Source organism: Brenneria corticis (assembly GCF_003115855.1).
Classification (GTDB): domain Bacteria; phylum Pseudomonadota; class Gammaproteobacteria; order Enterobacterales; family Enterobacteriaceae; genus Brenneria; species Brenneria corticis.
Genome location: NZ_KZ819073.1, coordinates 135,830 through 157,251 on the forward strand (window position 1 = coordinate 135,830; position 21,422 = coordinate 157,251).

Annotated in this window: 21 protein-coding genes and 1 other RNA gene; 12 read left to right on the top strand and 10 right to left on the bottom strand. The window is 54.4% G+C overall.

What is annotated here, in order from left to right:
• The first annotated feature begins 3 nt into the window (after positions 1-3).
• From hupB to DDT56_RS04125, 4 genes are all read left to right on the top strand, one after another.
• Positions 4-276 (top strand): nucleoid-associated protein HU-beta, encoded by a 273-nt coding sequence (hupB, locus tag DDT56_RS04110; RefSeq protein WP_005976031.1) that lies wholly within the window; start codon positions 4-6, stop codon positions 274-276.
• A 255-nt stretch (positions 277-531) separates the two neighbouring features.
• Positions 532-2,415, top strand: coding sequence for a peptidylprolyl isomerase (gene ppiD / locus DDT56_RS04115; RefSeq protein ID WP_136165241.1), 1,884 nt, complete (start codon positions 532-534; stop codon positions 2,413-2,415).
• A 138-nt stretch (positions 2,416-2,553) separates the two neighbouring features.
• Positions 2,554-2,916, top strand: a complete 363-nt coding sequence (locus tag DDT56_RS04120; RefSeq protein WP_136165242.1) for a ComEA family DNA-binding protein — start codon at positions 2,554-2,556, stop codon at positions 2,914-2,916.
• A 110-nt stretch (positions 2,917-3,026) separates the two neighbouring features.
• The gene (locus DDT56_RS04125; RefSeq protein ID WP_136165243.1) at positions 3,027-3,428 is read left to right on the top strand and encodes an acyl-CoA thioesterase; all 402 of its coding nucleotides are present in this window, start codon (positions 3,027-3,029) and stop codon (positions 3,426-3,428) included.
• Between the two features lie 27 nt (positions 3,429-3,455).
• Here the strand turns inward: DDT56_RS04125 and queC are convergent, their stop codons facing one another.
• Together queC and DDT56_RS04135 are read right to left on the bottom strand one after the other, a co-directional pair.
• Positions 3,456-4,151: a 7-cyano-7-deazaguanine synthase QueC gene (gene queC / locus DDT56_RS04130; RefSeq protein WP_136165244.1), complete on the bottom strand. Its 696-nt coding sequence runs from the start codon at positions 4,149-4,151 to the stop codon at positions 3,456-3,458.
• 106 nt (positions 4,152-4,257) lie between these two features.
• Positions 4,258-5,334 carry a PLP-dependent cysteine synthase family protein gene (locus DDT56_RS04135; protein WP_136165245.1) on the bottom strand — a complete coding sequence of 359 codons (1,077 nt, stop codon included), beginning with the start codon at positions 5,332-5,334 and terminating at the stop codon, positions 4,258-4,260.
• A 117-nt stretch (positions 5,335-5,451) separates the two neighbouring features.
• Between DDT56_RS04135 and DDT56_RS04140 the strand changes: the two genes are divergently transcribed.
• The 5 genes from DDT56_RS04140 to amtB all read left to right on the top strand — a co-directional run bounded on the left by DDT56_RS04140 (position 5,452) and on the right by amtB (position 11,574).
• Positions 5,452-5,919 carry an Lrp/AsnC family transcriptional regulator gene (locus tag DDT56_RS04140; protein ID WP_136165246.1) on the top strand — a complete coding sequence of 156 codons (468 nt, stop codon included), beginning with the start codon at positions 5,452-5,454 and terminating at the stop codon, positions 5,917-5,919.
• A gap of 109 nt (positions 5,920-6,028) precedes the next feature.
• A complete protein-coding gene (locus tag DDT56_RS04145; protein ID WP_136165247.1) occupies positions 6,029-7,798 on the top strand; it encodes a SmdA family multidrug ABC transporter permease/ATP-binding protein in 1,770 nt (589 codons plus the stop codon).
• Positions 7,791-9,572 carry a SmdB family multidrug efflux ABC transporter permease/ATP-binding protein gene (locus DDT56_RS04150; protein ID WP_136165248.1) on the top strand — a complete coding sequence of 594 codons (1,782 nt, stop codon included), beginning with the start codon at positions 7,791-7,793 and terminating at the stop codon, positions 9,570-9,572. Before DDT56_RS04145 ends, DDT56_RS04150 begins: the two co-directional genes overlap by 8 nt.
• 340 nt (positions 9,573-9,912) lie before the next feature.
• Positions 9,913-10,251 carry a P-II family nitrogen regulator gene (gene glnK, locus DDT56_RS04155; protein WP_009114005.1) on the top strand — a complete coding sequence of 113 codons (339 nt, stop codon included), beginning with the start codon at positions 9,913-9,915 and terminating at the stop codon, positions 10,249-10,251.
• Positions 10,252-10,287: 36 nt separating this feature from the next.
• Positions 10,288-11,574 (top strand): ammonium transporter AmtB, encoded by a 1,287-nt coding sequence (gene amtB / locus DDT56_RS04160; RefSeq protein WP_168197570.1) that lies wholly within the window; start codon positions 10,288-10,290, stop codon positions 11,572-11,574.
• Between the two features lie 168 nt (positions 11,575-11,742).
• Here the strand turns inward: amtB and tesB are convergent, their stop codons facing one another.
• Positions 11,743-12,612 carry an acyl-CoA thioesterase II gene (gene tesB / locus DDT56_RS04165; protein WP_136165250.1) on the bottom strand — a complete coding sequence of 290 codons (870 nt, stop codon included), beginning with the start codon at positions 12,610-12,612 and terminating at the stop codon, positions 11,743-11,745.
• Between the two features lie 309 nt (positions 12,613-12,921).
• Here tesB and DDT56_RS04170 point away from each other — a divergent pair, with 309 nt between their 5' ends.
• Entirely contained in the window at positions 12,922-13,473 is a 552-nt protein-coding gene (locus DDT56_RS04170; RefSeq protein ID WP_136165251.1) for a YbaY family lipoprotein, read from the top strand.
• A gap of 27 nt (positions 13,474-13,500) precedes the next feature.
• Here the strand turns inward: DDT56_RS04170 and DDT56_RS04175 are convergent, their stop codons facing one another.
• Complete coding sequence (locus tag DDT56_RS04175; protein WP_136165252.1) at positions 13,501-13,821, bottom strand: MGMT family protein; 321 nt, start codon at positions 13,819-13,821, stop codon at positions 13,501-13,503.
• Positions 13,822-13,999: 178 nt separating this feature from the next.
• Between DDT56_RS04175 and ffs the strand changes: the two genes are divergently transcribed.
• Positions 14,000-14,096, top strand: an RNA gene (gene ffs, locus DDT56_RS04180) — signal recognition particle sRNA small type.
• 274 nt (positions 14,097-14,370) lie between these two features.
• Here ffs and DDT56_RS04185 read toward each other — a convergent pair.
• From DDT56_RS04185 to DDT56_RS04210, 6 genes are all read right to left on the bottom strand, one after another.
• Entirely contained in the window at positions 14,371-14,574 is a 204-nt protein-coding gene (locus DDT56_RS04185) for an HHA domain-containing protein (RefSeq protein WP_009114000.1), read from the bottom strand.
• 56 nt (positions 14,575-14,630) lie between these two features.
• On the bottom strand, positions 14,631-14,999 hold the full coding sequence (gene tomB / locus DDT56_RS04190; RefSeq protein WP_136165253.1) for an Hha toxicity modulator TomB: 369 nt from the start codon (positions 14,997-14,999) through the stop codon (positions 14,631-14,633).
• A gap of 645 nt (positions 15,000-15,644) precedes the next feature.
• Positions 15,645-15,788, bottom strand: coding sequence for a type B 50S ribosomal protein L36 (gene ykgO, locus DDT56_RS04195; RefSeq protein ID WP_136165254.1), 144 nt, complete (start codon positions 15,786-15,788; stop codon positions 15,645-15,647).
• Between the two features lie 18 nt (positions 15,789-15,806).
• Positions 15,807-16,055, bottom strand: coding sequence for a type B 50S ribosomal protein L31 (locus tag DDT56_RS04200; RefSeq protein WP_136165255.1), 249 nt, complete (start codon positions 16,053-16,055; stop codon positions 15,807-15,809).
• Between the two features lie 180 nt (positions 16,056-16,235).
• Positions 16,236-19,385 carry an efflux RND transporter permease subunit gene (locus tag DDT56_RS04205; RefSeq protein WP_136165256.1) on the bottom strand — a complete coding sequence of 1,050 codons (3,150 nt, stop codon included), beginning with the start codon at positions 19,383-19,385 and terminating at the stop codon, positions 16,236-16,238.
• Positions 19,386-19,401: 16 nt separating this feature from the next.
• Positions 19,402-20,592, bottom strand: coding sequence for an efflux RND transporter periplasmic adaptor subunit (locus DDT56_RS04210; protein WP_136165257.1), 1,191 nt, complete (start codon positions 20,590-20,592; stop codon positions 19,402-19,404).
• Positions 20,593-20,734: 142 nt separating this feature from the next.
• Between DDT56_RS04210 and acrR the strand changes: the two genes are divergently transcribed.
• Positions 20,735-21,409, top strand: coding sequence for a multidrug efflux transporter transcriptional repressor AcrR (gene acrR, locus DDT56_RS04215; RefSeq protein ID WP_136165258.1), 675 nt, complete (start codon positions 20,735-20,737; stop codon positions 21,407-21,409).
• Positions 21,410-21,422: the final 13 nt, after the last annotated feature.

Sequence of the window (21,422 nt, forward strand, 5' to 3'; positions counted from 1 at the left end):
AGAGTGAACAAGTCACAATTGATCGACAAAATTGCCGCAGATGCTGACATTTCCAAAGCGGCGGCAGGGCGTGTGTTAGATGCAATTATTGGTTCCGTTACCGAGTCTCTGAAAGAAGGGGACGATGTTGCTTTGGTTGGCTTTGGTACTTTCTCAGTGCGTGAACGCGCTGCGCGTACCGGCCGCAACCCGCAAACGGGTAAAGAAATCAGCATCCCGGCAGCTAAAGTACCCGGCTTCCGTGCTGGTAAGACACTGAAAGACGCCGTTAACTGATTATTACGTCACCGGTTTTGCGGACAACACGCCGTGTTGCCAAACATTACCTGACGCAACGATATTGGTAAGGTAAGATACGGGGCGCATCATTTTATGATGTGCCTTTTTTTATCGCGGGCAATTCAGGTGTTACTATTGTCAGACCAAGTTTAAACGCGCCCTGACCTTGTTTGTGGGCTTTGCAATCAAGGGAAGCATGGCTTAGGCCGGTGCGGGGAGTGCCACCCATTCACAGCGGAGTGTTGTCACATTATGATGGACAATTTACGCGCGGCCGCTAATAACGTCGTGCTGAAAATTATTCTTGCCTTGATTATCGCATCATTCATTTTAACCGGCGTCGGCGACTATCTTATCGGCGGTTCCGGAGACTATGCGGCAAAGGTTAACGGGCAGGAAATTACCCGGGCTCAGCTTGAGCAGGCCGTACAGAACGAGCGCAGTCGCCAACAGGAGACGCTGGGTGAGAATTTTTCTCTGCTGGCGAGCAATGACGGCTATATGCAGCAGCTGCGCAGACAGACTCTCGCACAGCTGATTGATGAAGCCCTGCTGGATCAGTATGCCGACAAACTGGGGCTGAATATCAGCGATGAGCAGGTCAAGCAGGCGATTTTTGCCGTCCCGGCATTTCAGACCAACAACCGTTTCGATAATGAAAAATACCTGGCTCAGGTTCGTCGCCTGGGGCTGACGCCGGATGTGTACGCGCAACTGTTGCGCAAACAGCTGACCTCACAGCAGCTTATTCGCGGGTTTGGCAATACCGAGTTCCTTCTGCCCCAAGAGATCGACAATCTGGTGAAGCTGGCGGCGCAGGATCGGGTTGTCCGCCTGGCGACGATTGATATTTCCGCCGCAGCCGGGGCGCAAAACGTTTCCGATGACGAAGTCCGCAGCTATTACGAGCAGAACCAGACGCGTTTCCTGGCGCCGGAAGCGTTCAAGGTCAGCTATATCACCCTCGACGCGGCGGGCATCCAGGATAACGTCAGCGTTACCGATGCGGACATCGCCGATTATTATGAGAAAAATAAAACTGACTACGCTCAGCCCGAACGCAAGAAATTCAGCGTTATTCAGGTGAAAACCGAAGCCGATGCGCAGTCGGTGCTGGATGCCCTGAAACAGGGCGCGGATTTCGCCGCGCTGGCGCAAGAAAAGTCGACGGATGTCATCTCGCGCCGCAATGGCGGCGATTTGGGCTGGATGGATGAAAATTCTACCATTGACGAGCTTAAGCAAGCCGGGCTGACGGAAAAAGGGCAGCTATCCGCGGCGATAAAATCCTCCGTGGGATATTTGATCGTGCGCCTTGACGATATTCAACCGCAGCAGGTTAAGCCGCTGAGTGAAGTCCGCGATGATATCGCCGCCAAAGTGAAGCATGAAAAAGCGCAGGACGAGTATTATGCGCTGCAGCAAAAAGTCAGCGAAGCCGCCAGCAACGACAATGAGTCTCTGGCTTCCGCCGAAGAGGCCGCCGGTGTGAAGGCAACGCAGACCGACTGGTTTACCCGTGAGCAGGTTCCCGCGGCATTGAATTTCCAGCCCGTCACCCAGGCCATTTTTGATGGCGGATTGGCGGGTGAGAACGGCGGGCCGGGCAGTAATTCCGATGTGATCAACGTTGATGGCGATCGCGCTTTCGTGATTCGCATCACCGATCATAAGGCGGAAAGCACCCGACCGCTGGATCAGGTACGCGACCAGGTGGTACAGACGGTGAAACGTCAGAAGGCGGAACAGCAGGCGCGGGTAGAGGCTGAAAAGATTCTGGCTGAACTGAAACAAGGTAAGGATGAGGCGTTGAAAGCCGCCAATCTGAGCTTCGGCGAGCCAAAAACCCTCTCTTCCGTCTCCCAGGGCGATGCCATGGCGGAGTCCATTTTCGCCCTGCCGCATCCGCAGGACAAGGATAAGCCGTCTTACGGCATTGCCCAGGACCAGGCCGGCAACGTGGTTTTGGTGGCGCTGGACAGCGTTACGCCGCATCAGCTGACCGAGCAACAGCAAACGCAGTTCGCCAATCAGATCCAGCAAGGTTCCGTTGGATCGCTGTTTGACGCCTTGCTGAGCAGCTTGCGTAGCGAAGCCAAAATCAAGATGGGCAGCGCGGCTCAGGAACAGCAATGAGTTACGCATAAATTTGCAAACAGCTGCAACGGGAAAAGGCCGCCTTCGCGGCCTTTTCCACATCTCGCCGAAGCCATTTGCCAGGCCATCCCGCCCGCGGCAAGGTAGCCATGCTGTCACACACACGGAGGATACAGCATGAGAAAGTCAGGAGTGAAGGCGCTTTGCGTGGTTGTTGGGTTGAGTCTGGCCGGGCTGTCGCCGTTGGTTCAGGCGGCTGCGCAAACCGAAAACGTAGGAGGCGCGGCGCAGTCGGCGCCCGTGGCGCAAAAGGCGGAAAAAGCGCTGCTTCCCGCGGCGGATGAAGATGAAGTAAGCATTAATTTGGCGACCGCGCAGGAGTTGGCGGAGGTGATGAACGGCGTCGGTATTAAAAAAGCCGAGGCAATCGTCAATTATCGTGAACAAAACGGTCCTTTCACCCAGGTAGAGCAGTTGCAGGAAGTGCCGGGGATCGGCGCGGCTTTGCTGGAGCGTAATCTGTCGCGCTTGAAATTGTGATGCTTTTCGCAACCGGGTGGTGAAACAAGCCACCGGTTGCGAACCTTCTGCTAGGCTGGATCTCAGAACCTATCCGTTGTCCGAGTCTTCCGTCGCAGGAGTAGGGATTTATGCAGACTTTCATCACCGTGCGTGGTTACCACATTGACGTTTACCAGCACGTTAATAACGCCCGTTATCTTGAGTTTTTAGAAGAGGCGCGCTGGCAATGGCTGCAGAAGCCGGCGCTTTTCGACTGGATGACGAGCCATCGTATCGCTTTTGTGGTGGTGAATATCAATATCAACTATCGCCGGCCGGCGGTGTTGGGGGATGAACTGCGTATTGACAGCGCATTGCTGAAGATCGGCGCCAGAAGCGGGACCATTAGCCAGACCGTCACCCGCGTCGCCGATAACGCTATTATCGCGGATGCGACGCTGACGTTTGTCTGCATCGATCTTGTCAGTCAGCGGGCCTTGCCGCTGGAAGGGCCGCTGCTGGAGCATCTGGACGCTTTCCGCCAGGCGTAGGCCGGCGTCTGACGGCGTGGTTGGCGGCTATTGCAGGCCGGTTTTCTGCTTGAGCGCCGCCATAACGCCGGCGGGATCGCGGCGGTACTGTTCCAGTCCGTTGGCGCGCAGATGGCAGGCGGCGCACTGGCCGCAGCCTTCGCCTTTAATCCCGTTATAGCAGGTCAAGGTGTGGTCGCGAACGGTTTCCAACTGCTGGTAATAGTCCGCCAGCGCCCAGGTTTCCGCCTTGTTGAGCCACATTAGCGGCGTAACGAAACGGATATCGCGCGCAGTGCCCAGTACCACGGCCTGATTCAATGCCTTGATAAATTCATCGCGACAGTCGGGGTAGCCGGAAAAATCCGTTTCACACACGCCGGTGATCACCGCCTGCGCGCCAACCTGATAGGCATAGATGGCGGCCAGCGTCAGGAACAGGATATTCCGCCCCGGTACAAAGGTGCTGGGCAGCCCTTGCGCCTCGCTGTCATAGTCAGGGACGGGAATGTTTTCACGCGTCAGGCTGCTGGCGGCCAGTTCATTCAGCAGGCCGGCATCCAGCACCTTATGCGCGGTGGCGCCGAGTCGCTGCGCCAGTTCTCTGGCGATATCGATTTCAGCGCGGTGACGTTGACCGTAATCGAAGGTAATACAGTGAACGTCATCATACTGTTTCAGGGCCTGGATCAGGCAGGTTGTGGAGTCTTGTCCACCGCTAAAAACGACGACGGCACGCTTCATTTTCATTCACCTTGACGCATTCGAGCCTCAATGCGGACAGGATGCCCCGAGGCGTAAAGCCGCTATGTTACCTGAAAAAACGTCGTTGTTCAGCGGGTAATGTCGTTCACGCCGGACTGGATTCCGCGGCGGGGCGGCATGCTGTTTCGCCATGCAAAATGTCCAGATAAGGGGTGAGATCGCCGATGTTGTTTGCCACCCAGTCGCTGTGGTAATAGGTATCCAGATAACGTTCGCCGCTGTCGCACAGCAGCGTAACAATGGCGCCCTGTTTCCCTTGGGCCCTCATCCGTTTCGCCAGTTGCAGCATGCCCCAGACGTTGGTGCCGGTGGATGCGCCGACTTTGCGACCCAGAATGCCTTCCAGCCAGTAGAGGGTGGCGATGCTGGCCGCATCGGGAACGCGCATCATGCCGTCAATGACGTCGGGAATAAATGAGGGTTCCGCCCGCGGGCGGCCGATACCTTCAATGCGGCTGGCGCGCTTGCCGGTAATGGCGCGATCGCGCCGTTGATAGCAGTCGTAGAAAACGGAGTTTTCCGGATCGACCACCACCAGTTGGGTATTCAGTCCCTGATAGCGGATATAACGCCCCAGGGTTGCGGAGGTGCCGCCGGTTCCCGCGCCCATCACAATGTAGTCTGGAACGGCATAGGGTTCCCGCGACATCTGGCGATAAATACTGTCGGCGATATTATTGTTGCCGCGCCAGTCGGTCGCCCGTTCGGCATAGGTGAACTGATCCATATAATGGCCGTTAAGCTCCCTGGCCAACTGTTCGGATGCCGCATAGATGTGCCCGGCCTGTTCGACGAAATGACAGCGGCCGCCATAAAATGCGATTTGTTCTATTTTTCGTCTGGCGGTGCAGGCGGGCATAACGGCGATAAAGGGTAAACCCAACAAGCGGGCGAAATAAGCCTCTGATACCGCGGTGCTGCCGGAGGACGCCTCGACGATCGGCGTCCCTTCCTTTATCCAGCCGTTGCAAAGGCCGTAGAGGAATAGAGAGCGGGCCAGGCGGTGTTTCAGGCTGCCGCTGGGGTGGGTGCTTTCGTCTTTTAAATAGCAGTAAATCCCCGGATAATCCGCCAAGGTCAGCCGAATAAGGTGCGTATCGGCCGAACGTTGAAAATCGGCTTCTATGGCGCGGATAGCATTTTTTACCCAGGTGTTGGTCATGATTGGTTCCGTTCTGACGATAATGACGGTTAGCTTAGCGAGTTTTCAGGGAAAAAAGGTTGCTTTTTTATCTCCAAATAGGAGAAATTGGAGAAAATTTTTCTATGGTATTGCCCCATGATAGATAAAACAGATCGCACGCTATTGGGTTTACTGCAACAGGACTGTACGCTTTCCCTGCAAACGCTGGCCGAGTCGGTGAATCTGACCTCCACGCCCTGTTGGAAAAGGCTGAAGCGGCTGGAAGAAGAGGGCTATATCCGCGGCCGGGTGGCGCTGCTGGATAACGAGCTGCTGGGATTGGGGCTGACCGCCTTTGTGCTACTGAAAACGCAGCAGCACAACAGCGTCTGGTATCAAACCTTTACCCGCGTGGTGTCGGAAATGCCCGAAGTATTGTCTTTCTATCGCATGGCCGGAGAGTATGATTATCTGATGCAGGTGCAGGTCGCTGATATGAAAAGCTATGATGATTTTTATAAGCGGCTGGTGAACGGCATTCCCGGACTGGTGGACGTGACGTCCAGCTTCGCCATGGAGCGCATCAAGTACACCACCGCGCTGCCGTTATCATGCTTCAAGTAAGTGATTCGGGTGACTGAGCGCAGCCAACGCATCTGCAACTTGAAGTATGACGGGTATAATCATTTTCCCGGGTTCATTTACCCCCTCTGAATATTGGAATCAAAACTGCGTGAGACTGTTTGCTCAACTAGGCTGGTTTTTTCGCCGTGAATGGCGGCGCTATATCGGCGCGGTGGCATTGCTAATTGTGATTGCCGTTCTGCAACTGCTCCCTCCCAGACTGGTTGGCGTGGTGGTCGATGGCGTCACGCAACGCAATATGCCCACGGCCGAGATGATGCAGTGGATAGGCGTTATGCTGCTGACCGCGGTGATGGTTTATCTGCTGCGCTGCGTCTGGCGCGTGTTGCTGTTTGGCGCGGCCTATCAACTGGCGGTTGAACTGCGCGAAGATTTTTATCGCCAGCTCAGCCGTCAGCATCCCGCTTTCTATTTACGCCACCGCACCGGCGATTTGATGGCCCGCGCCACCAATGACGTGGACCGCGTGGTGTTCGCCGCCGGCGAAGGGGTGCTGACGCTGGTCGATTCGCTGGTGATGGGGTGCGCCGTGCTGGTGGTCATGTGTACCCAGATAAGCTGGCAGCTGACGTTGCTGGCGCTGCTGCCGATGCCGGTTATGGCGCTGATTATCAACCATTACGGTACGCAGCTGCATCAGCGTTTTAAATTGGCTCAGGCGGCATTTTCCTCGCTGAACGATCAGGCACAGGAAGGGCTGACCAGCATCCGAATGATTAAATCGTTTGGTCTGGAAGACTATCAGTCGGCGCGTTTTGCGCAGGTTGCGGCGGATGCGGGCGCCAAAAATATGTACGTCGCCCGGGTTGACGCGCGTTTTGACCCCACCATTTACATCGCCATCGGGCTGTCGCATCTGCTGGCCATCGGCGGCGGCAGCTGGATGGTGGTCAACGGCTCGTTGACGTTGGGGACATTGACCAGTTTTGTTATGTACCTTGGGTTGATGATATGGCCGATGCTGGCGCTGGCCTGGATGTTCAATATCGTCGAGCGCGGAAGCGCCGCGTATGGCCGTATTCGCCAACTGCTGACGGAGGCGCCCGTCGTGATGGACGGTACGCAATCTTTGCCGGCCGGGCGCGGCGCGCTCGAGGTCGATATTGAGGCGTTTCATTACCCTGAGAGCCCGCGCGGGGTGCTGAAAGATCTCCGCTTTACGCTCAAACCGGGGGAGGTGCTCGGGCTGTGCGGGCCTACCGGTTCCGGCAAAAGTACGCTGCTGGCGCTTATTCTTCGCCATTTCGATATCGAGTCGGGGGATATTCGCTATCACAACCTTCCCCTGTCGCACATTCGTCTGGATGAACTGCGCCACCGCTTTGCCGTCGTGGGGCAAACCCCTTTCCTGTTTTCCGATACCGTCGCCCGCAATATCGCCCTGGGACGGCCCGACGCCACCCGGCAGCAGATAGAGCAGGCCGCCCGGCTTGCCAGCGTGCACGAGGATATTCTGCGCTTGCCGCAGGGATATGACACCGAAGTGGGGGAGCGCGGCGTTATGCTGTCCGGCGGTCAGAAGCAGCGTATCGCCATCGCCCGGGCGCTGTTGCTGGAGGCGGAAATTCTGATTCTGGATGACGCCCTGTCCGCCGTTGACGGGCGAACGGAGCATCGCATTCTGCGGAATCTTAAGCAATGGGGCGGACAGCGAACGTTGATTATCAGCGCCCATCGGCTCTCCGCGTTAACGGAGGCGAACGAGATCCTGGTCCTGCAGCATGGACATGCCATCCAGAGCGGCGGCCACCGCGAGCTGGTGGCGCAATCCGGCTGGTATCGGGATATGTACCGTTATCAACAGTTGGAGGCCGCGCTGGATGACGCGCCGTCGGCCGAAGGGGAAAAGGATGAATAGCCCGCGCAAGCTCTGGCCGACGTTAAAACGGCTGCTGGCCTATGGCTCGCCGTGGCGCAAGCCGTTGGCGCAGGGCGTCGTGATGCTCTGGGTGGCCGCCGCCGCCGAGGTTTCCGGCCCGGTTTTGGTGAGTTATTTCATCGACCATCTGGTGGCGCAGGGGGAGTTTCCGCTGGCGTTGGCGGCGGGACTGGCCTCTGCCTATTTGTTGTTGCAGATGTTGGCGGCGGCGCTGCACTATTTCCAGCGACTATTGTTTAACCGGGTGGCGGTCGGGGTGGTGCAGCAGTTGCGCATCGACGTTATGGATGCGGCGTTGCGTCAGCCGCTCAGTACTTTTGATACCCAGCCGGTAGGCCAACTGATATCGCGCGTCACCAACGACACCGAGGTGGTGAAGGATCTGTACGTCATGGTGGTATCGACGGCATTGCGCAGCGCGGCGCTGATTAGCGCCATGCTGGTGGCGATGTTCAGCCTGGATTGGCGGATGGCGCTGGTGGCCCTGACTATTTTCCCGGCGGTGCTGATCGTTATGCTGATCTATCAGCGCTACAGTACGCCGATTGTGCGTCGGGTACGCAGCCATCTGGCGGATATCAACGACGGCTTCAATGAAGTGATCAACGGCATGGGCGTGATTCAGCAATTTCGCCAGCAGGCGCGATTCGGTGAACGGCTGGGCGGCGCCAGCCGGGAGCATTATCGGGCGCGCATGCAGACGCTGCGCCTTGACGGGTTCCTGTTACGCCCGTTGCTCAGCCTGTTTTCCGCCATGGTGCTATGCGGTCTGTTGTTGCAATTTGGTTTTAGCGCAGTGGGATCGGTCGGCGTCGGCGTGCTGTATGCGTTTATCAATTACCTGGGGCGTCTAAATGAACCGCTAATTGAACTGACCACTCAGCAGTCCATGCTGCAGCAGGCGGTGGTGGCCGGCGAACGCATCTTTGAGCTGATGGACGGCGTGAAGCAAGGTTACGGCGGCGATGAGCGCATGCTTACTCAGGGGCGCGTGGAGATCGACGACGTCTCCTTCTCATATGGAAACGGCAAAAACGTCTTGCAACATATTTCCCTGACTATCCCTGCGCGCGGGTTCGTGGCGTTGGTTGGGCACACCGGCAGCGGCAAAAGCACCCTGGCCAATCTGCTGATGGGGTATTATTCGCCGGATAAAGGCGAAATTCGTCTGGATGGGCGTCCGCTGCAAACCTTGTCGCATCAGGTATTGCGCCAGAATGTCGCCATGGTGCAGCAGGATCCGGTGGTGCTGGCCGAATCCATGTATACCAACGTCACCCTGGGGCGCGATATCGGCGAAGAGGAAGTATGGCGGGTGCTGGATATTGTGCAGCTATCCGAACTGGTGCGTTCGTTCCCTGAGGGGTTGCATACCTGCATTGGGGAGCAGGGGAATAATTTGTCCACCGGGCAGAAACAGCTGCTGGCGATCGCCAGGGTGCTGGTGCAAACTCCCAAAATCCTGATATTGGATGAAGCCACGGCGAATATTGATTCCGGTACGGAACAGGCGGTGCAGAAAGCGCTGAGCGTCATCCGCGACCAAACGACGCTGATCGTCATTGCTCACCGGCTTTCGACGATCGTCGAGGCCGACGCCATTATGGTGCTCCACCACGGACAGACCGTCGAACAGGGCACCCACGAGCAGTTGCTGCGCCGACAGGGGCGTTATTACCAGATGTACCAGCTGCAGCTGGCGGGAGAAGAGCTGGCGGTTGCGCTGACTAACGAATCTGCCGCTGTGCCGTGACCGGATGCACTCATAAGTACAAGCGAAAACCGGAGGCAGCCGGCGGCTTCGCACCATCACCAAGCATATTCATGCGGTTTTTCGTCTTTATGCACTGAAAATAGGCGCAGCGCACTGTCGTGGTGCGTCCTGTGCCCCTGCTTTTTTGGTTTTTTTTCTCCAGTGATGATTTTTCCCCCGGTTAACAGACCTGAACCGCGTTCTTTGCGCTGATATCCGTCGGATAAATCATTTATGGCACACCCTTTGCTTTATTTACCGCGTGAAGATAATTCGAAATGAGAGTAATCCGAGATAGCGGCGGGCGAAAGTCTGAACTTAACGGTTAGGGGGATGATAAATGAAACTGGTTACTGTGGTGATAAAACCATTCAAGCTGGAGGATGTGCGTGAGGCTTTGTCTTCCATCGGCATTCAGGGACTTACCGTCACTGAAGTGAAGGGGTTTGGACGTCAGAAAGGGCATGCCGAGCTGTATCGCGGCGCGGAATACAGCGTTAATTTTTTGCCGAAAGTGAAAATCGATATCGCGATTGCCGATGATCAACTGGACGAAGTCATTGATGTCATCAGCAAAGCGGCCTATACCGGAAAAATTGGTGACGGTAAGATTTTTGTTGCTGAATTACAACGGGTTATTCGTATTCGTACTGGCGAAACTGACGAAGCCGCACTTTAACACCTGGCTTAGATGCGTAAATAGGGATGGATGAAAATGAAAAAACTTGTCTCCTCATTGGGTCTTGGTGTGGCTGCTTTGCTCCCGTCCTGGGCGATGGCCGCGGCACCAACGATCGATAAAGCGGATAATGCTTTTATTATGATTTGTACCGCGCTGGTACTTTTTATGACTATACCTGGAATCGCGCTGTTTTATGGCGGTTTGATTCGCGCCAAGAACGTCCTTTCCATGCTGTCACAGGTGATAATTTCTTTTGCGCTGGTGTGTATTTTATGGGTCGTCTACGGCTATAGCCTGGCCTTTAGCGAAGGTAACGCTTTCTTCGGCGGTTTTTCCAACTTCCTGCTGAAGGGAATTGCCGTTGATTCGATTACCGGTACATTTTATCAGTACGTGCACGTAGCTTATCAGGCTTCTTTCGCCTGTATCACCGTGGCGCTGATTGTGGGAGCCATCGCCGAGCGTATCCGTTTTTCCGCGGTGCTGATCTTCGTCGCGCTGTGGCTGACGTTCTCTTACCTGCCGATGACCCATATGGTGTGGGGCGGCGGCTATCTGGCCGCTGACGGCGCGCTGGACTTCGCCGGCGGTACGGTGGTGCATATCAACGCCGCGGTTGCCGGTCTGGTCGGCGCCTATCTGTTGGGCAAACGTGCCGGTTTCGGTAAAGAAGCGCTGAAGCCGCACAATCTGCCGATGGTGTTTATCGGTACGGCGATCCTGTATATCGGTTGGTTCGGCTTTAACGCCGGTTCCGCCGGTGCGGCAAATGAGATTGCCGGTCTGGCCTTCCTGAATACGGTTGTGGCGACCGCCGCGGCGATTTTGGCATGGGTTGCCGGCGAGTGGTTGGTACGCGGTAAGCCTTCGCTGCTGGGAGCCTGTTCGGGCTGTATCGCCGGTCTGGTCGCCATTACGCCAGCCGCCGGGACGGTGGGCGTCGGCGGGGCGCTGATTATCGGCCTGGCCGGTGGTTTTGCCGGCCTGTGGGGCGTAACCGTACTGAAAAGATGGCTGCGCGTTGATGACCCCTGTGATGTGTTCGGCGTTCACGGCGTCTGCGGTATCGTCGGTTGTATTCTGACCGGCGTATTCAGCTCCGCGTCTCTGGGCGGTACGGGGTATGCGGAAGGCGTGACCATGGCTCACCAGGTTTGGGTACAGCTGTTTAGCGTTATTGTCTGCTTCGTATGGTCCGGCGTGGCGGCCTTCATCGCTTTCAAAGTGGCCGATCTGGTCGTTGGGCTGCGCGTGCCGGAAGAGCAGGAGCGCGAAGGTCTGGACGTCAACAGCCATGGCGAGAATGCTTACAACCAGTAAGTAGTGTGAATATACCTTGATCGGCAGGGCGCGGAGGTTATCCCGCGCCCTGTTTTTTTATGACGGGCTTCCTGCCCGTCACCCTACGGGCCGTCGCAAGCGACGTTGAAAATCGCTCCCGGCGATTTTTTATGACGGGCTTCCTGCCGTCACCCTACGGCCCGTCGGCTATTTGCCCACAGAGAGGCGGCGCATAACGCCTTCCTGTACGCTGGAGGCGACCAGTACGCCTTCCCGGGTATAAAACTGTCCGCGCACAAACCCCCGGGCGCCCGAGGCGGAGGTGCTTTCCACGCTATACAGCAGCCAGTCATCGAGACGGCATCGGCGATGAAACCACATCGAGTGGTCAATGGTGGCAATCTGTATACCCGGTTCCAGAAAGGCGACGCCGTGCGGCTGCAATGCGGTTAATAGAAAATTGCAGTCGGATGTATAGCCAAGCAGATATTGATGCACGCGTTCATCGTCCGGCAACGGGCCGTTGGCGCGGCACCAGACATGCCGTATCGGCTCTTCCACTTTCCCTTGCAGCGGGTTATGAAATTTTACCGGGCGCATCTCGATGGGTCTCGGCTGGGTGAACTTATCACGAAACTGCGGCGGCAGCAGGTGAACCATGCTTTGCGCAATATCCTGCTCCGAGCTGAGCTCTTCCGGCGGGGTAACCACCGGCATCACATTTTGATGTTCAAAGCCCTCTTCATGGCTCTGGAATGAGGCCGTCATATAGAAAATCGGCTTGCCATTCTGGATGGCGCTGACCCGACGCGCGCTGAAACTATTGCCGTCGCGCAGATTTTCCACATCATAAATAATGGCTTTTCGGCTATCGCCCGGCAACAGGAAGTAGCTGTGAAATGAATGGATGCCGCGCTCCGTCGGCACGGTCTGTTTGGCTGCTGACAGCGACTGGCTTACCACCTGTCCGCCAAAGACCTGCCGCAGTCCTAAATCATCGCTTTGTCCCCGGAATAGCCCTTCCTCAATTTTTTCCAGATTAAGGAGGTCGAGAAGGTTTTTTAATGCCTGGCTCATGCAGTCGGCCTCATTGGTTACACGTTATTTAGAAAGAGAAAACCCATCACGCATTTTAAATGGGGGGCTAACGGGTTGATATAGGTAATTTAAATCATAAACCAGGAAAATATCAGAATTTTGTACCATCATTATTCTATTAAGTAACCCATACTACTTATACCCTTCGTTTTTCAGGTTGCAGGTGTGTTCCCGGTCCCTGGGGGGGATTTGATTGCTGCTTTCCCGCACCCTGAACTCTATTGGGTATAGCGAAAGTCGGTTTCTTTGATACCGGCATTCCGACAATAATAAAAGGAGACTGATCGCATGAAATTATGGCATATCGCAGGTGGAATCATGGTATCGATGACGTTGACAGCCTGTGCAGATAAGAGTGATTATGGCGTTTCTCCTCATACCGGCGCGCCGGTAACCTCCACTTCCGCTCAGCATGCAACCATATCCCAGCCGGCCGTCACCGGGACGGTGAATATTCGTCAGCGCATCGCTTTACCGGCTAATGCGGTGGTAACGGTGACGGTATCCGATGCGTCGCTGGCGGATGCGCCTTCAAAAGTGATTACCCAGCGAGCAACCCGTATCGAGGGGAAACAGGCGCCTTTCCAGTTTGTGTTGCCGTATAATCCGGCCGATATCCAACCTAAAGCCCGAATTTTACTCAGCGCGGCCGTGGCGATAGATAACCGAGTGGTGCTGGTGACGGAGAATGTTTTACCGGTTATCACCAACGGCGTGAATAATGCCGATCTGGTCCTGGTGCCGGTACCCTCCGTGCCTTTACCCGCGCACAGCTCGGCGCCGTTGTCGTCGGAACCGCCGTCGATAACGCCATCACAACCGGTTCAATCCGCCTGGTGATTTATCCAAACGGTACGCGCCGCGGTTTTACGGCGCGTACCGCCAACGGAACCTGTCAAGATCGATTCTCCCTTCTCGGGTAAAGCTCACGCCCTCAGCCCGTAACGCTGATTTCTGACGCCGATGGTCGCCGCCGACCAGCGATATCTCGCCTTTGCGGTTGATCACCCTGTGCCAGGGGAGTTTACTGTCCTCGGGCAAGCGTTTTAGCACCCCACCGACCTGTCTGGATGCTCGAGGAGAGCCGGTCAGCAGCGCCACATCGCCGTAGGTCGCCACCTTCCCGTAAGGGATCGCGGCCACGATTTGAAAAACGCGTTGGCGAAAATTGTCATTTTCCCCTGTCATCCAAGGCTTCCTGTATTTCGATTGATGTAAATAATGTAGAAAACCTATAGTGGCATAGCGTGCTGGGCAAGAAAACAACGTTCAGACGGCGGTAGCTTGCAATTGGCCTGTCCATCACCCATAATGCCCGTCGCTCTGTTGTAACGAATGTTTGGCGGAGCACTGTCAATGGGGGCCCTGTCGGTTCTCCCGCAACACTAACCTGTGGACTCGGTCAGGTCCGGAAGGAAGCAGCCGCAGCAGGAGACGTGTGTGCCGGGATGTAGCTGGCAGGGCCTCCACCAATTTCTACCCGCGATTCACTCTGCAAGCCATTCCTGCAACTCGAATTATTTAGGGTATATCTGTTTTATTGCTGATTGGGGATAAGATATATCGATTTAATAATCTTTATAAAAAATCAGTATTCTAATTATTTCTTTTATCAGAAATACAGTTTGTTACAAATGCTGCTTTATTCAGGCGTTAAAAAGACAATAAAAACAAAGGCCGATAATGTTATCGGCGCAATGTATTTTATATCTAGGTTTATGTACTTTGCGTCAAAAATTAACGGACGTATTTCCACACCGCGGTAGGGACTTTGTCATAAAGTTTGTTCATCGTCAGTTCTGCCAGACGATGATCTGCCGCGGAATAGAACATCTCCAGTTCATCGTTAGAGAGCTCATACTTGTTTTTCTCTATAACGCGTTCCAGTGTGTCAATGGTTGTGCATTTACGCAAACGCATCAAATAATCGATTTTTTTCATGTTGGCCTTTATGCGAACAGTACCTGGTGGTTAATAAATATAAGATAAATTATTGCTTAAGTTTTAGCAGGCGTACAGATGTTCCCTTCTGAGAACATTCCGAATAATCTTTTTTTAGATTTCTGCCATCCGCGCAGCTCGGCATCATTGATGCCGTAGTTGCTAAATAGTACGTAGGTATCATCTAAATACTGTTCAACCTGCTGAGAAAGCTCGCTTTCATTAGGATACTTTATTTTAAAAGTCAGAATAAATGTAGCTATATGCTCGATAAGTTCATTTAACTGGAGGTTGATCGCAGATGTTGGATCATTGACCCAGCCGTGACTGCTATCGCCTAACGTTGCAACGCTTTCATCGCATAGATTTTCACATAAGAATCTGAGTTGGGCAATATCATAATGTTTGGGTGTGTACTCATCCATATCAATCCCTCCGTTAAGCCGTTATTCAGTAACGCCTGACAGACAGGCAGACTGACAAAACTCATAAGAGAATAGTCTTGACCATGCTTCTACAATCATGGTGTCTATACCCGTCATACTTCAAGCTGCAGGTGCGTTGGCTGCGCTCAGTCACCCGAATCACTTACCTGTGTAAGCTCATCNGCAATATTTCAACGTCTGGGATTTCGACAACCACAATTTAGCCCGCAATGGCTTTTTGCACCTCCCGATATCACAGAATATCTTTTGGTTTTAATGAAAACAAGTGACGCTGATGGCATGCCGCGCTGACACAGTTCATGTCGCACTGTATATAACTATAGCAAAAGAGCCGCCAAGATTCGCGGACATTAGAGAAGGTTTTTTACGCTATTTGTAATGATTAAATCACAAGACTTTTCGGTAAGGGAATAGTGCATGCGTAATATTGATATTAGTTTATTAAACAGGTTTGTAGATAGATCGCGTTTCGATGGCCTGAGGAAGATGGCCGGTTACCCGCGGGGATAAGGAAATAGGCAAGAATTATTTTTATCTTATTGTTTTTTATGGTTTTATTCTTGTGCTTTAAAAGGCTCTATTACAGATATAACAGAGCCGTGGTGAATTGTTACAGGAAATGGATTAGCCTTTTTTCTTTTTCCTGCCCTGTACGGCCTTAAAGCGCGGGTTGGTTTTACATATTACGTAAATACGTCCGCGGCGGCGTACCACGATGCAGTCTTTATGACGGTTTTTCGCCGAGCGCAGCGAGCTAAGCACCTGCATTTGAATCTCCTCGCTTGTTTATTTGAAAAAATGGCCAAAGCGCTGCTGAAAGCGCGCGGTGCTGCCCTCTTTGGCATACTCTTTCTGTTTCCCGGTGTAGTAAGGATGGGACGCAGAAGAAACATCAATGGTGACGTAGGGATAACTCACGCCTTCCAATTCGATGGTGCGCTCGGTTTTGATGGTTGAACCGACCCTGTAATAGCTATCGGCGCTGGTATCATGAAACACCACGGTTCGATAGTCAGGATGAATACCTGTTTTCATATCGCCTCAATTGTTATGTTATAACATAACTCAATGTTGCGCTTTTTTGTTGTGAAGATCAACCATGATATTTATCGGGTCGAGGCTGGCTCAGAGCATGGGTTGCGCGAGGTATGCAATAGGGGGAAGGGGGGGTAAAAAAAAGGCCGCGGTTGCGGCCTTTTATTATCAGAAAGCGGATTAGCGATGCTCTATATGCTGATCAGGTTGCTCCGCCTCTTCGTTTTTCTTGCTGAAGCGGCGGCGCACCACCACGAAGAATACCGGAACGAAGAAGATGGCCAGCACGGTTGCGGTAATCATCCCGCCCATTACGCCGGTACCAACGGCGTTCTGCGCGCCGGAACCTGCGCCAGAGCTGATAACCAGCGGCACAACCCCGAGGATAAAGGCCAGGGAGGTCATCAGGATGGGGCGCAGACGCATGCGCACCGCATCCAGCGTCGCCTCGATCAGGCCTTTGCCTTCTTTCTCCATCAGGTCCTTGGCGAATTCGACGATCAGTATGGCGTTCTTCGCCGATAGCCCAATGGTTGTCAGCATGCCCACCTTGAAGTAGACGTCGTTTTCCAGCCCGCGCATGGAGGCGGCAACCACCGCGCCCAGAATCCCCAGCGGCACGACCAGCATGACCGAGAAGGGAATCGACCAGCTTTCATACAGAGCGGCCAGACACAGGAACACCACAATCAGCGAGATGGTGTACAGCGCCGGAGCCTGGTTGCCGGACAGCCGTTCCTGATAGGACATACCGGTCCATTCATAGCCAATGCCCTGCGGCAGCTTGGTGACGAACTCTTCCATCAGCGCCATGGCTTCACCGGTACTTTTACCCGGTGCGGCCGCCCCCTGAATCTGCATGGACGGCTGGCCGTTATAGCGTTCCAGACGCGGCGAGCCGTATTCCCAGTAGGTTGTCGAGAACGAGGAGAAGGGCACCATCTGACCGTTGCTGCCGCGCACATACCAGTTTTTGATATCGTCCGGCAGCATACGGAACGGCGCATCACCCTGCACGTAGACTTTCTTCACCCGGCCGCGGTCGGTAAAGTCATTCACATAGGTACCGCCCAACGCCGTTGCCAGCGTGGCGTTGATATCCGACAGGGCTACGCCCAGCGCCTGCGCCTTTTCCTGATCGATATTGAGCCGGAACTGCGGGGTGTCTTCCATGCCGTTGGGGCGTACCTGCACTAGCGTATCCGGCTGCTGCGCGGCCATACCCAACAGTTGGTTACGCGCCTCGGTAAGTTTTTCATGTCCCAGGTTAGCCTGGTCGATAAGCTGGAAGTCAAACCCTGTCGCCGTTCCCAGTTCGACAATCGCCGGGATGTTGGTGGCAATAACGATACTTTCCTTGATCTGGCTGAAGGCGGCGTTGGCTCGGGCTGCGATAGCGGCCACCTTATTCTCCGAGCCGCTACGCTCGTCCCACTCTTTCAGGCTGACAAACGCCAGGCCGGCGTTTTGACCGCGTCCGGCAAAGCCGAAACCGTTGACGGAAAACACCGATTGAACCGTGTCTTTCTCATTTTCCAGATAGTGATTGGTTATCTTATCCAGCACTTTCTGGGTATTTTCCTGCGTTCCGCCGGCCGGCAATTGCACGATGTTGAGCAGTACGCCCTGATCTTCTTCCGGCAGGAAGGAGCTGGGCAGACGCATAAACAGCAGGGCCAGGCCGACAACAATCAGCAGATAGAGCAACAGATAGCGGCCGGTGCTGCGCAGAATATTACCGACGCTGTCGGTATAGTGATGCGTGCTTTTATCAAACAGTTTGTTAAACCAGCCGAAGAAGCCCGTTTTGACGCCGTGATCGCCCTTGGCGACCGGTTTTAACAGCGTGGCGCACAGCGCCGGCGTTAAAATCAATGCCACCAGCACCGATAGCACCATGGCGGAAACAATGGTAATAGAGAACTGGCGGTAGATGGCGCCGGTTGAGCCGCCGGTGAACGCCATCGGCACAAATACCGCCGACAGCACCAGCGCGATACCGACCAGAGCGCCCTGTATCTGCCCCATCGATTTCCTGGTGGCCTCTCTGGGCGGGAGCCCTTCCTCCACCATCACACGCTCGACGTTTTCCACCACCACGATGGCGTCATCCACCAGCAGCCCGATCGCCAGAACCATCGCAAACATGGTTAGCGTGTTGATGGAATAGCCGAATACCGACAGGATGGCGAATGTCCCCAACAGTACGACAGGTACCGCGATGGTTGGAATCAGGGTGGCGCGGAAGTTTTGCAGGAACAGGTACATCACCAGGAACACCAGCACGATGGCTTCCACCAGCGTTTTCACCACTTCGTTAATAGAGATTTTAACGAAAGGCGTGGTGTCATAGGGATAAACCACGTTCAGCCCGCTCGGGAAGAACTCCTGCAGACGAGAGAACTCGGCCTTTACCGCCGAAGCGGTATTCAGCGCGTTGGCGCCGGTCGCCAGTTTAATCCCGATACCGGCGGCTGGCTGGCCGTTGTAGCGCGCAATGATGTCGTAGCTTTCGCCGCCAAGCTCGACGCGCGCCACGTCTTTCAGGCGTACCTGCGAACCGTCGGCGTTAACCTTCAGTAAGATATTGGAGAACTCTTCCGGCGATTTCAGCCGCGTTTGCGCGATGATCGACGCATTCAACTGCTGGCCGGCGACCGGCGGCGAACCGCCCAACTGACCGGCGGCAATCTGGTTGTTTTGCACGGTAATGGCCGAGGTGACGTCACCGGTCGTCAGTTGATAGTTGTTCAGCTTGTTCGGATCCAGCCAGATACGCATGGCGTACTGGGCGCCGAACAGTTGGGCGTCACCGACGCCGTTGGTACGGCTGATGGGATCCAGCACGTTGGCGGCCGCATAGTCGGCGATGTCCTGCTGGGTCATTTTGCCGTCCTCGCTGATAAAGGCGGCGATCAGCAGGAAGCTGCTGCTGGACTTCTGAACGTTGACGCCCTGTTGCTGAACTTCCTGCGGCAGCAACGGCATTGCCAACTGGAGTTTGTTCTGCACCTGGACCTGCGCGATATCAGGGTCGGTTCCCGCTTCAAAGGTCAGCGTAATCTGAACCGTACCTGATGAGTCGCTGCTGGAAGCCATATACATCAGGTTATCGATACCGTTCATATTCTGTTCGATAACCTGGGTTACCGAGTCTTGCAGCGTTGAGGCGTCCGCCCCTGGATAGGTTGCTGTAATTTCAATCGCTGGGGGCGCGATTGTCGGGTATTGGGCGATAGGCAAATTCACAATCGCCAAGGCTCCGGCCAACATCACCACGATGGCGATTACCCATGCAAAAATGGGTCGATCTATAAAAAAATTAGCCATTAATTACCGGCTCCTGTTAAGACTTCGCGGGTTCAGCCTGGGACTGCTGCGGCTGTTCGTTATCTTGAGCGACTTCTTTTCCTGTTACCTGAATGCCGGGTTGAATCTTTTGCAAACCGGTCACAATGATACGATCGCCCGCTTTCAAACCGTCGGTGACCAGCCATTTATTACCCACAGCCTTTGATGTGGTCACGTTGCGAATCTCAACCTTATCACCTTCACCGATGACCATTGCGGTTGCCTCGCCGCGCGCATTACGGGTAATGCCCATCTGTGGAGCCAGCAATGCGTCGTCTTTCACGCCGGAATCCAGACGCGCGCGGACAAACATGCCGGGTAAAAGATCGTGTTGCGGGTTAGGGAAAATCGCCCTCAGAGTGATAGAACCGGTGGTTTCATCCACGGTGACATCGGAAAATTCCAACGTGCCGGGCTGCGCATATTCAGAACCGTTATCCAGCAGCAGGCGAACGTTGGCTTTGCCTTCGCTTTGTTTCAGCGAGCCGTCTTCCAGTTCTTTTTTCAGGCGCAGGAAATCATTGCTTGATTGGGTTACATCGACGTAAATCGGATCGAGTTGTTGTACGGTGGTTAAGGCGGTGGTCTGGCCGGTGGAAACCAGCGCGCCTTCCGTCACCGTTGATTTACCCACCCGGCCGGATATCGGCGCGTTGACTTTGGTGTAGGCGAGATTGATTAGCGCATTATCCACCGCGGCCTGGGCGGCCTGTACGCTGGCGTCGGCCTGACGCAACGTGGCGACGGCCTGGTCGTAATCCTGTTTGCTGATGTAGTTGGTTCCCAGCAGCGGTTTATAGCGGTTTACCGTCAGTCGGGCGATTTCGGCGCTTGCCTTAGCCTGAGCCAGTGAACCTTTGGCGCTATTGTGATCGGCCTGATAAGGCGCCGGATCGATTTGATAGAGCGATGAACCGGCCTGGATGTCGCTGCCCTCGGTAAAGTTACGCTTGAGAATAATACCGCCGACCTGGGGGCGGACTTCCGCGATACGATAGGCGTTGGTGCGGCCTGGCAAATCGGTCGTCACATTGAGAGGTTGCGCTTTCAGCGTTACGATGCCGACTTCGGGAGGCTGTTGTTGCGCCCCTGCCTGTTGTTCACTATTATCACATCCCGCGAGAATTAAGCCGCCAGAAAGCATCAGAACTGCCGCCAGAGGCGTTAGCCCTCTGTTTTTGTTCATAGATAAACCTCAAGTATCCGATTTGAAATTGACCAATGGATCACGCGCTTTAAAACCCATTGCTGCGATAATCTTATGTTGATGCTATGTTACATACATACTCGAATGTATGTAAATCATCCTTTGTTTCAAATACAACGATATGGCACGAAAAACCAAACAGCAGGCTCAGGAAACCCGACAACAGATACTGGATGCAGCGTTGAGAGTGTTCTCAGAGTATGGCGTGTCCGCAACATCGCTGGCTGACATTGCCGCCGCCTCTGGGGTAACCCGCGGCGCCATTTACTGGCATTTTAAAAATAAAGCCGAACTGTTTGACGAAATATGGATTCAGGCCGAGTTGAAACTCAGTCAGTTCGAATTAGAGTATCAAACAAAATTTCCTGATAATCCACTCCATGTGATGCGTGAGCTGTTGATTTATATGCTTCGTTTAACGGCGAATGACAATCAGTGGCGATTGATGATGGAGATTGTATTTCATAAATGTGAGTTCGTCGGTGAAATGCTACCCTCTTTCAACGCCCGCAAGGAGCTTTATTTCGGCTGCTACTCCGATATTGAAAGCCATTTAATGCGCTGTATTCGCATGGGCTTGCTGCCCGAGGATATTCAGCCGCGTCGGGCCGCCGTCGCGCTGCGCGCTTATTTTTCCGGCCTGATGGAAAACTGGTTGTTTATGCCGCAAAGCTTCGATCTTGCGCGGGACGCCCCGGTGCTGGTCGATTCCTTTATCGATATGCTGCGCTTCAGCGCGTCGTTTCGTCAGTCTGCGCCAACGGAAGCCCATTCGGTAAGAAGAGAGGAGGGCTGATTCTCCGTGCCGA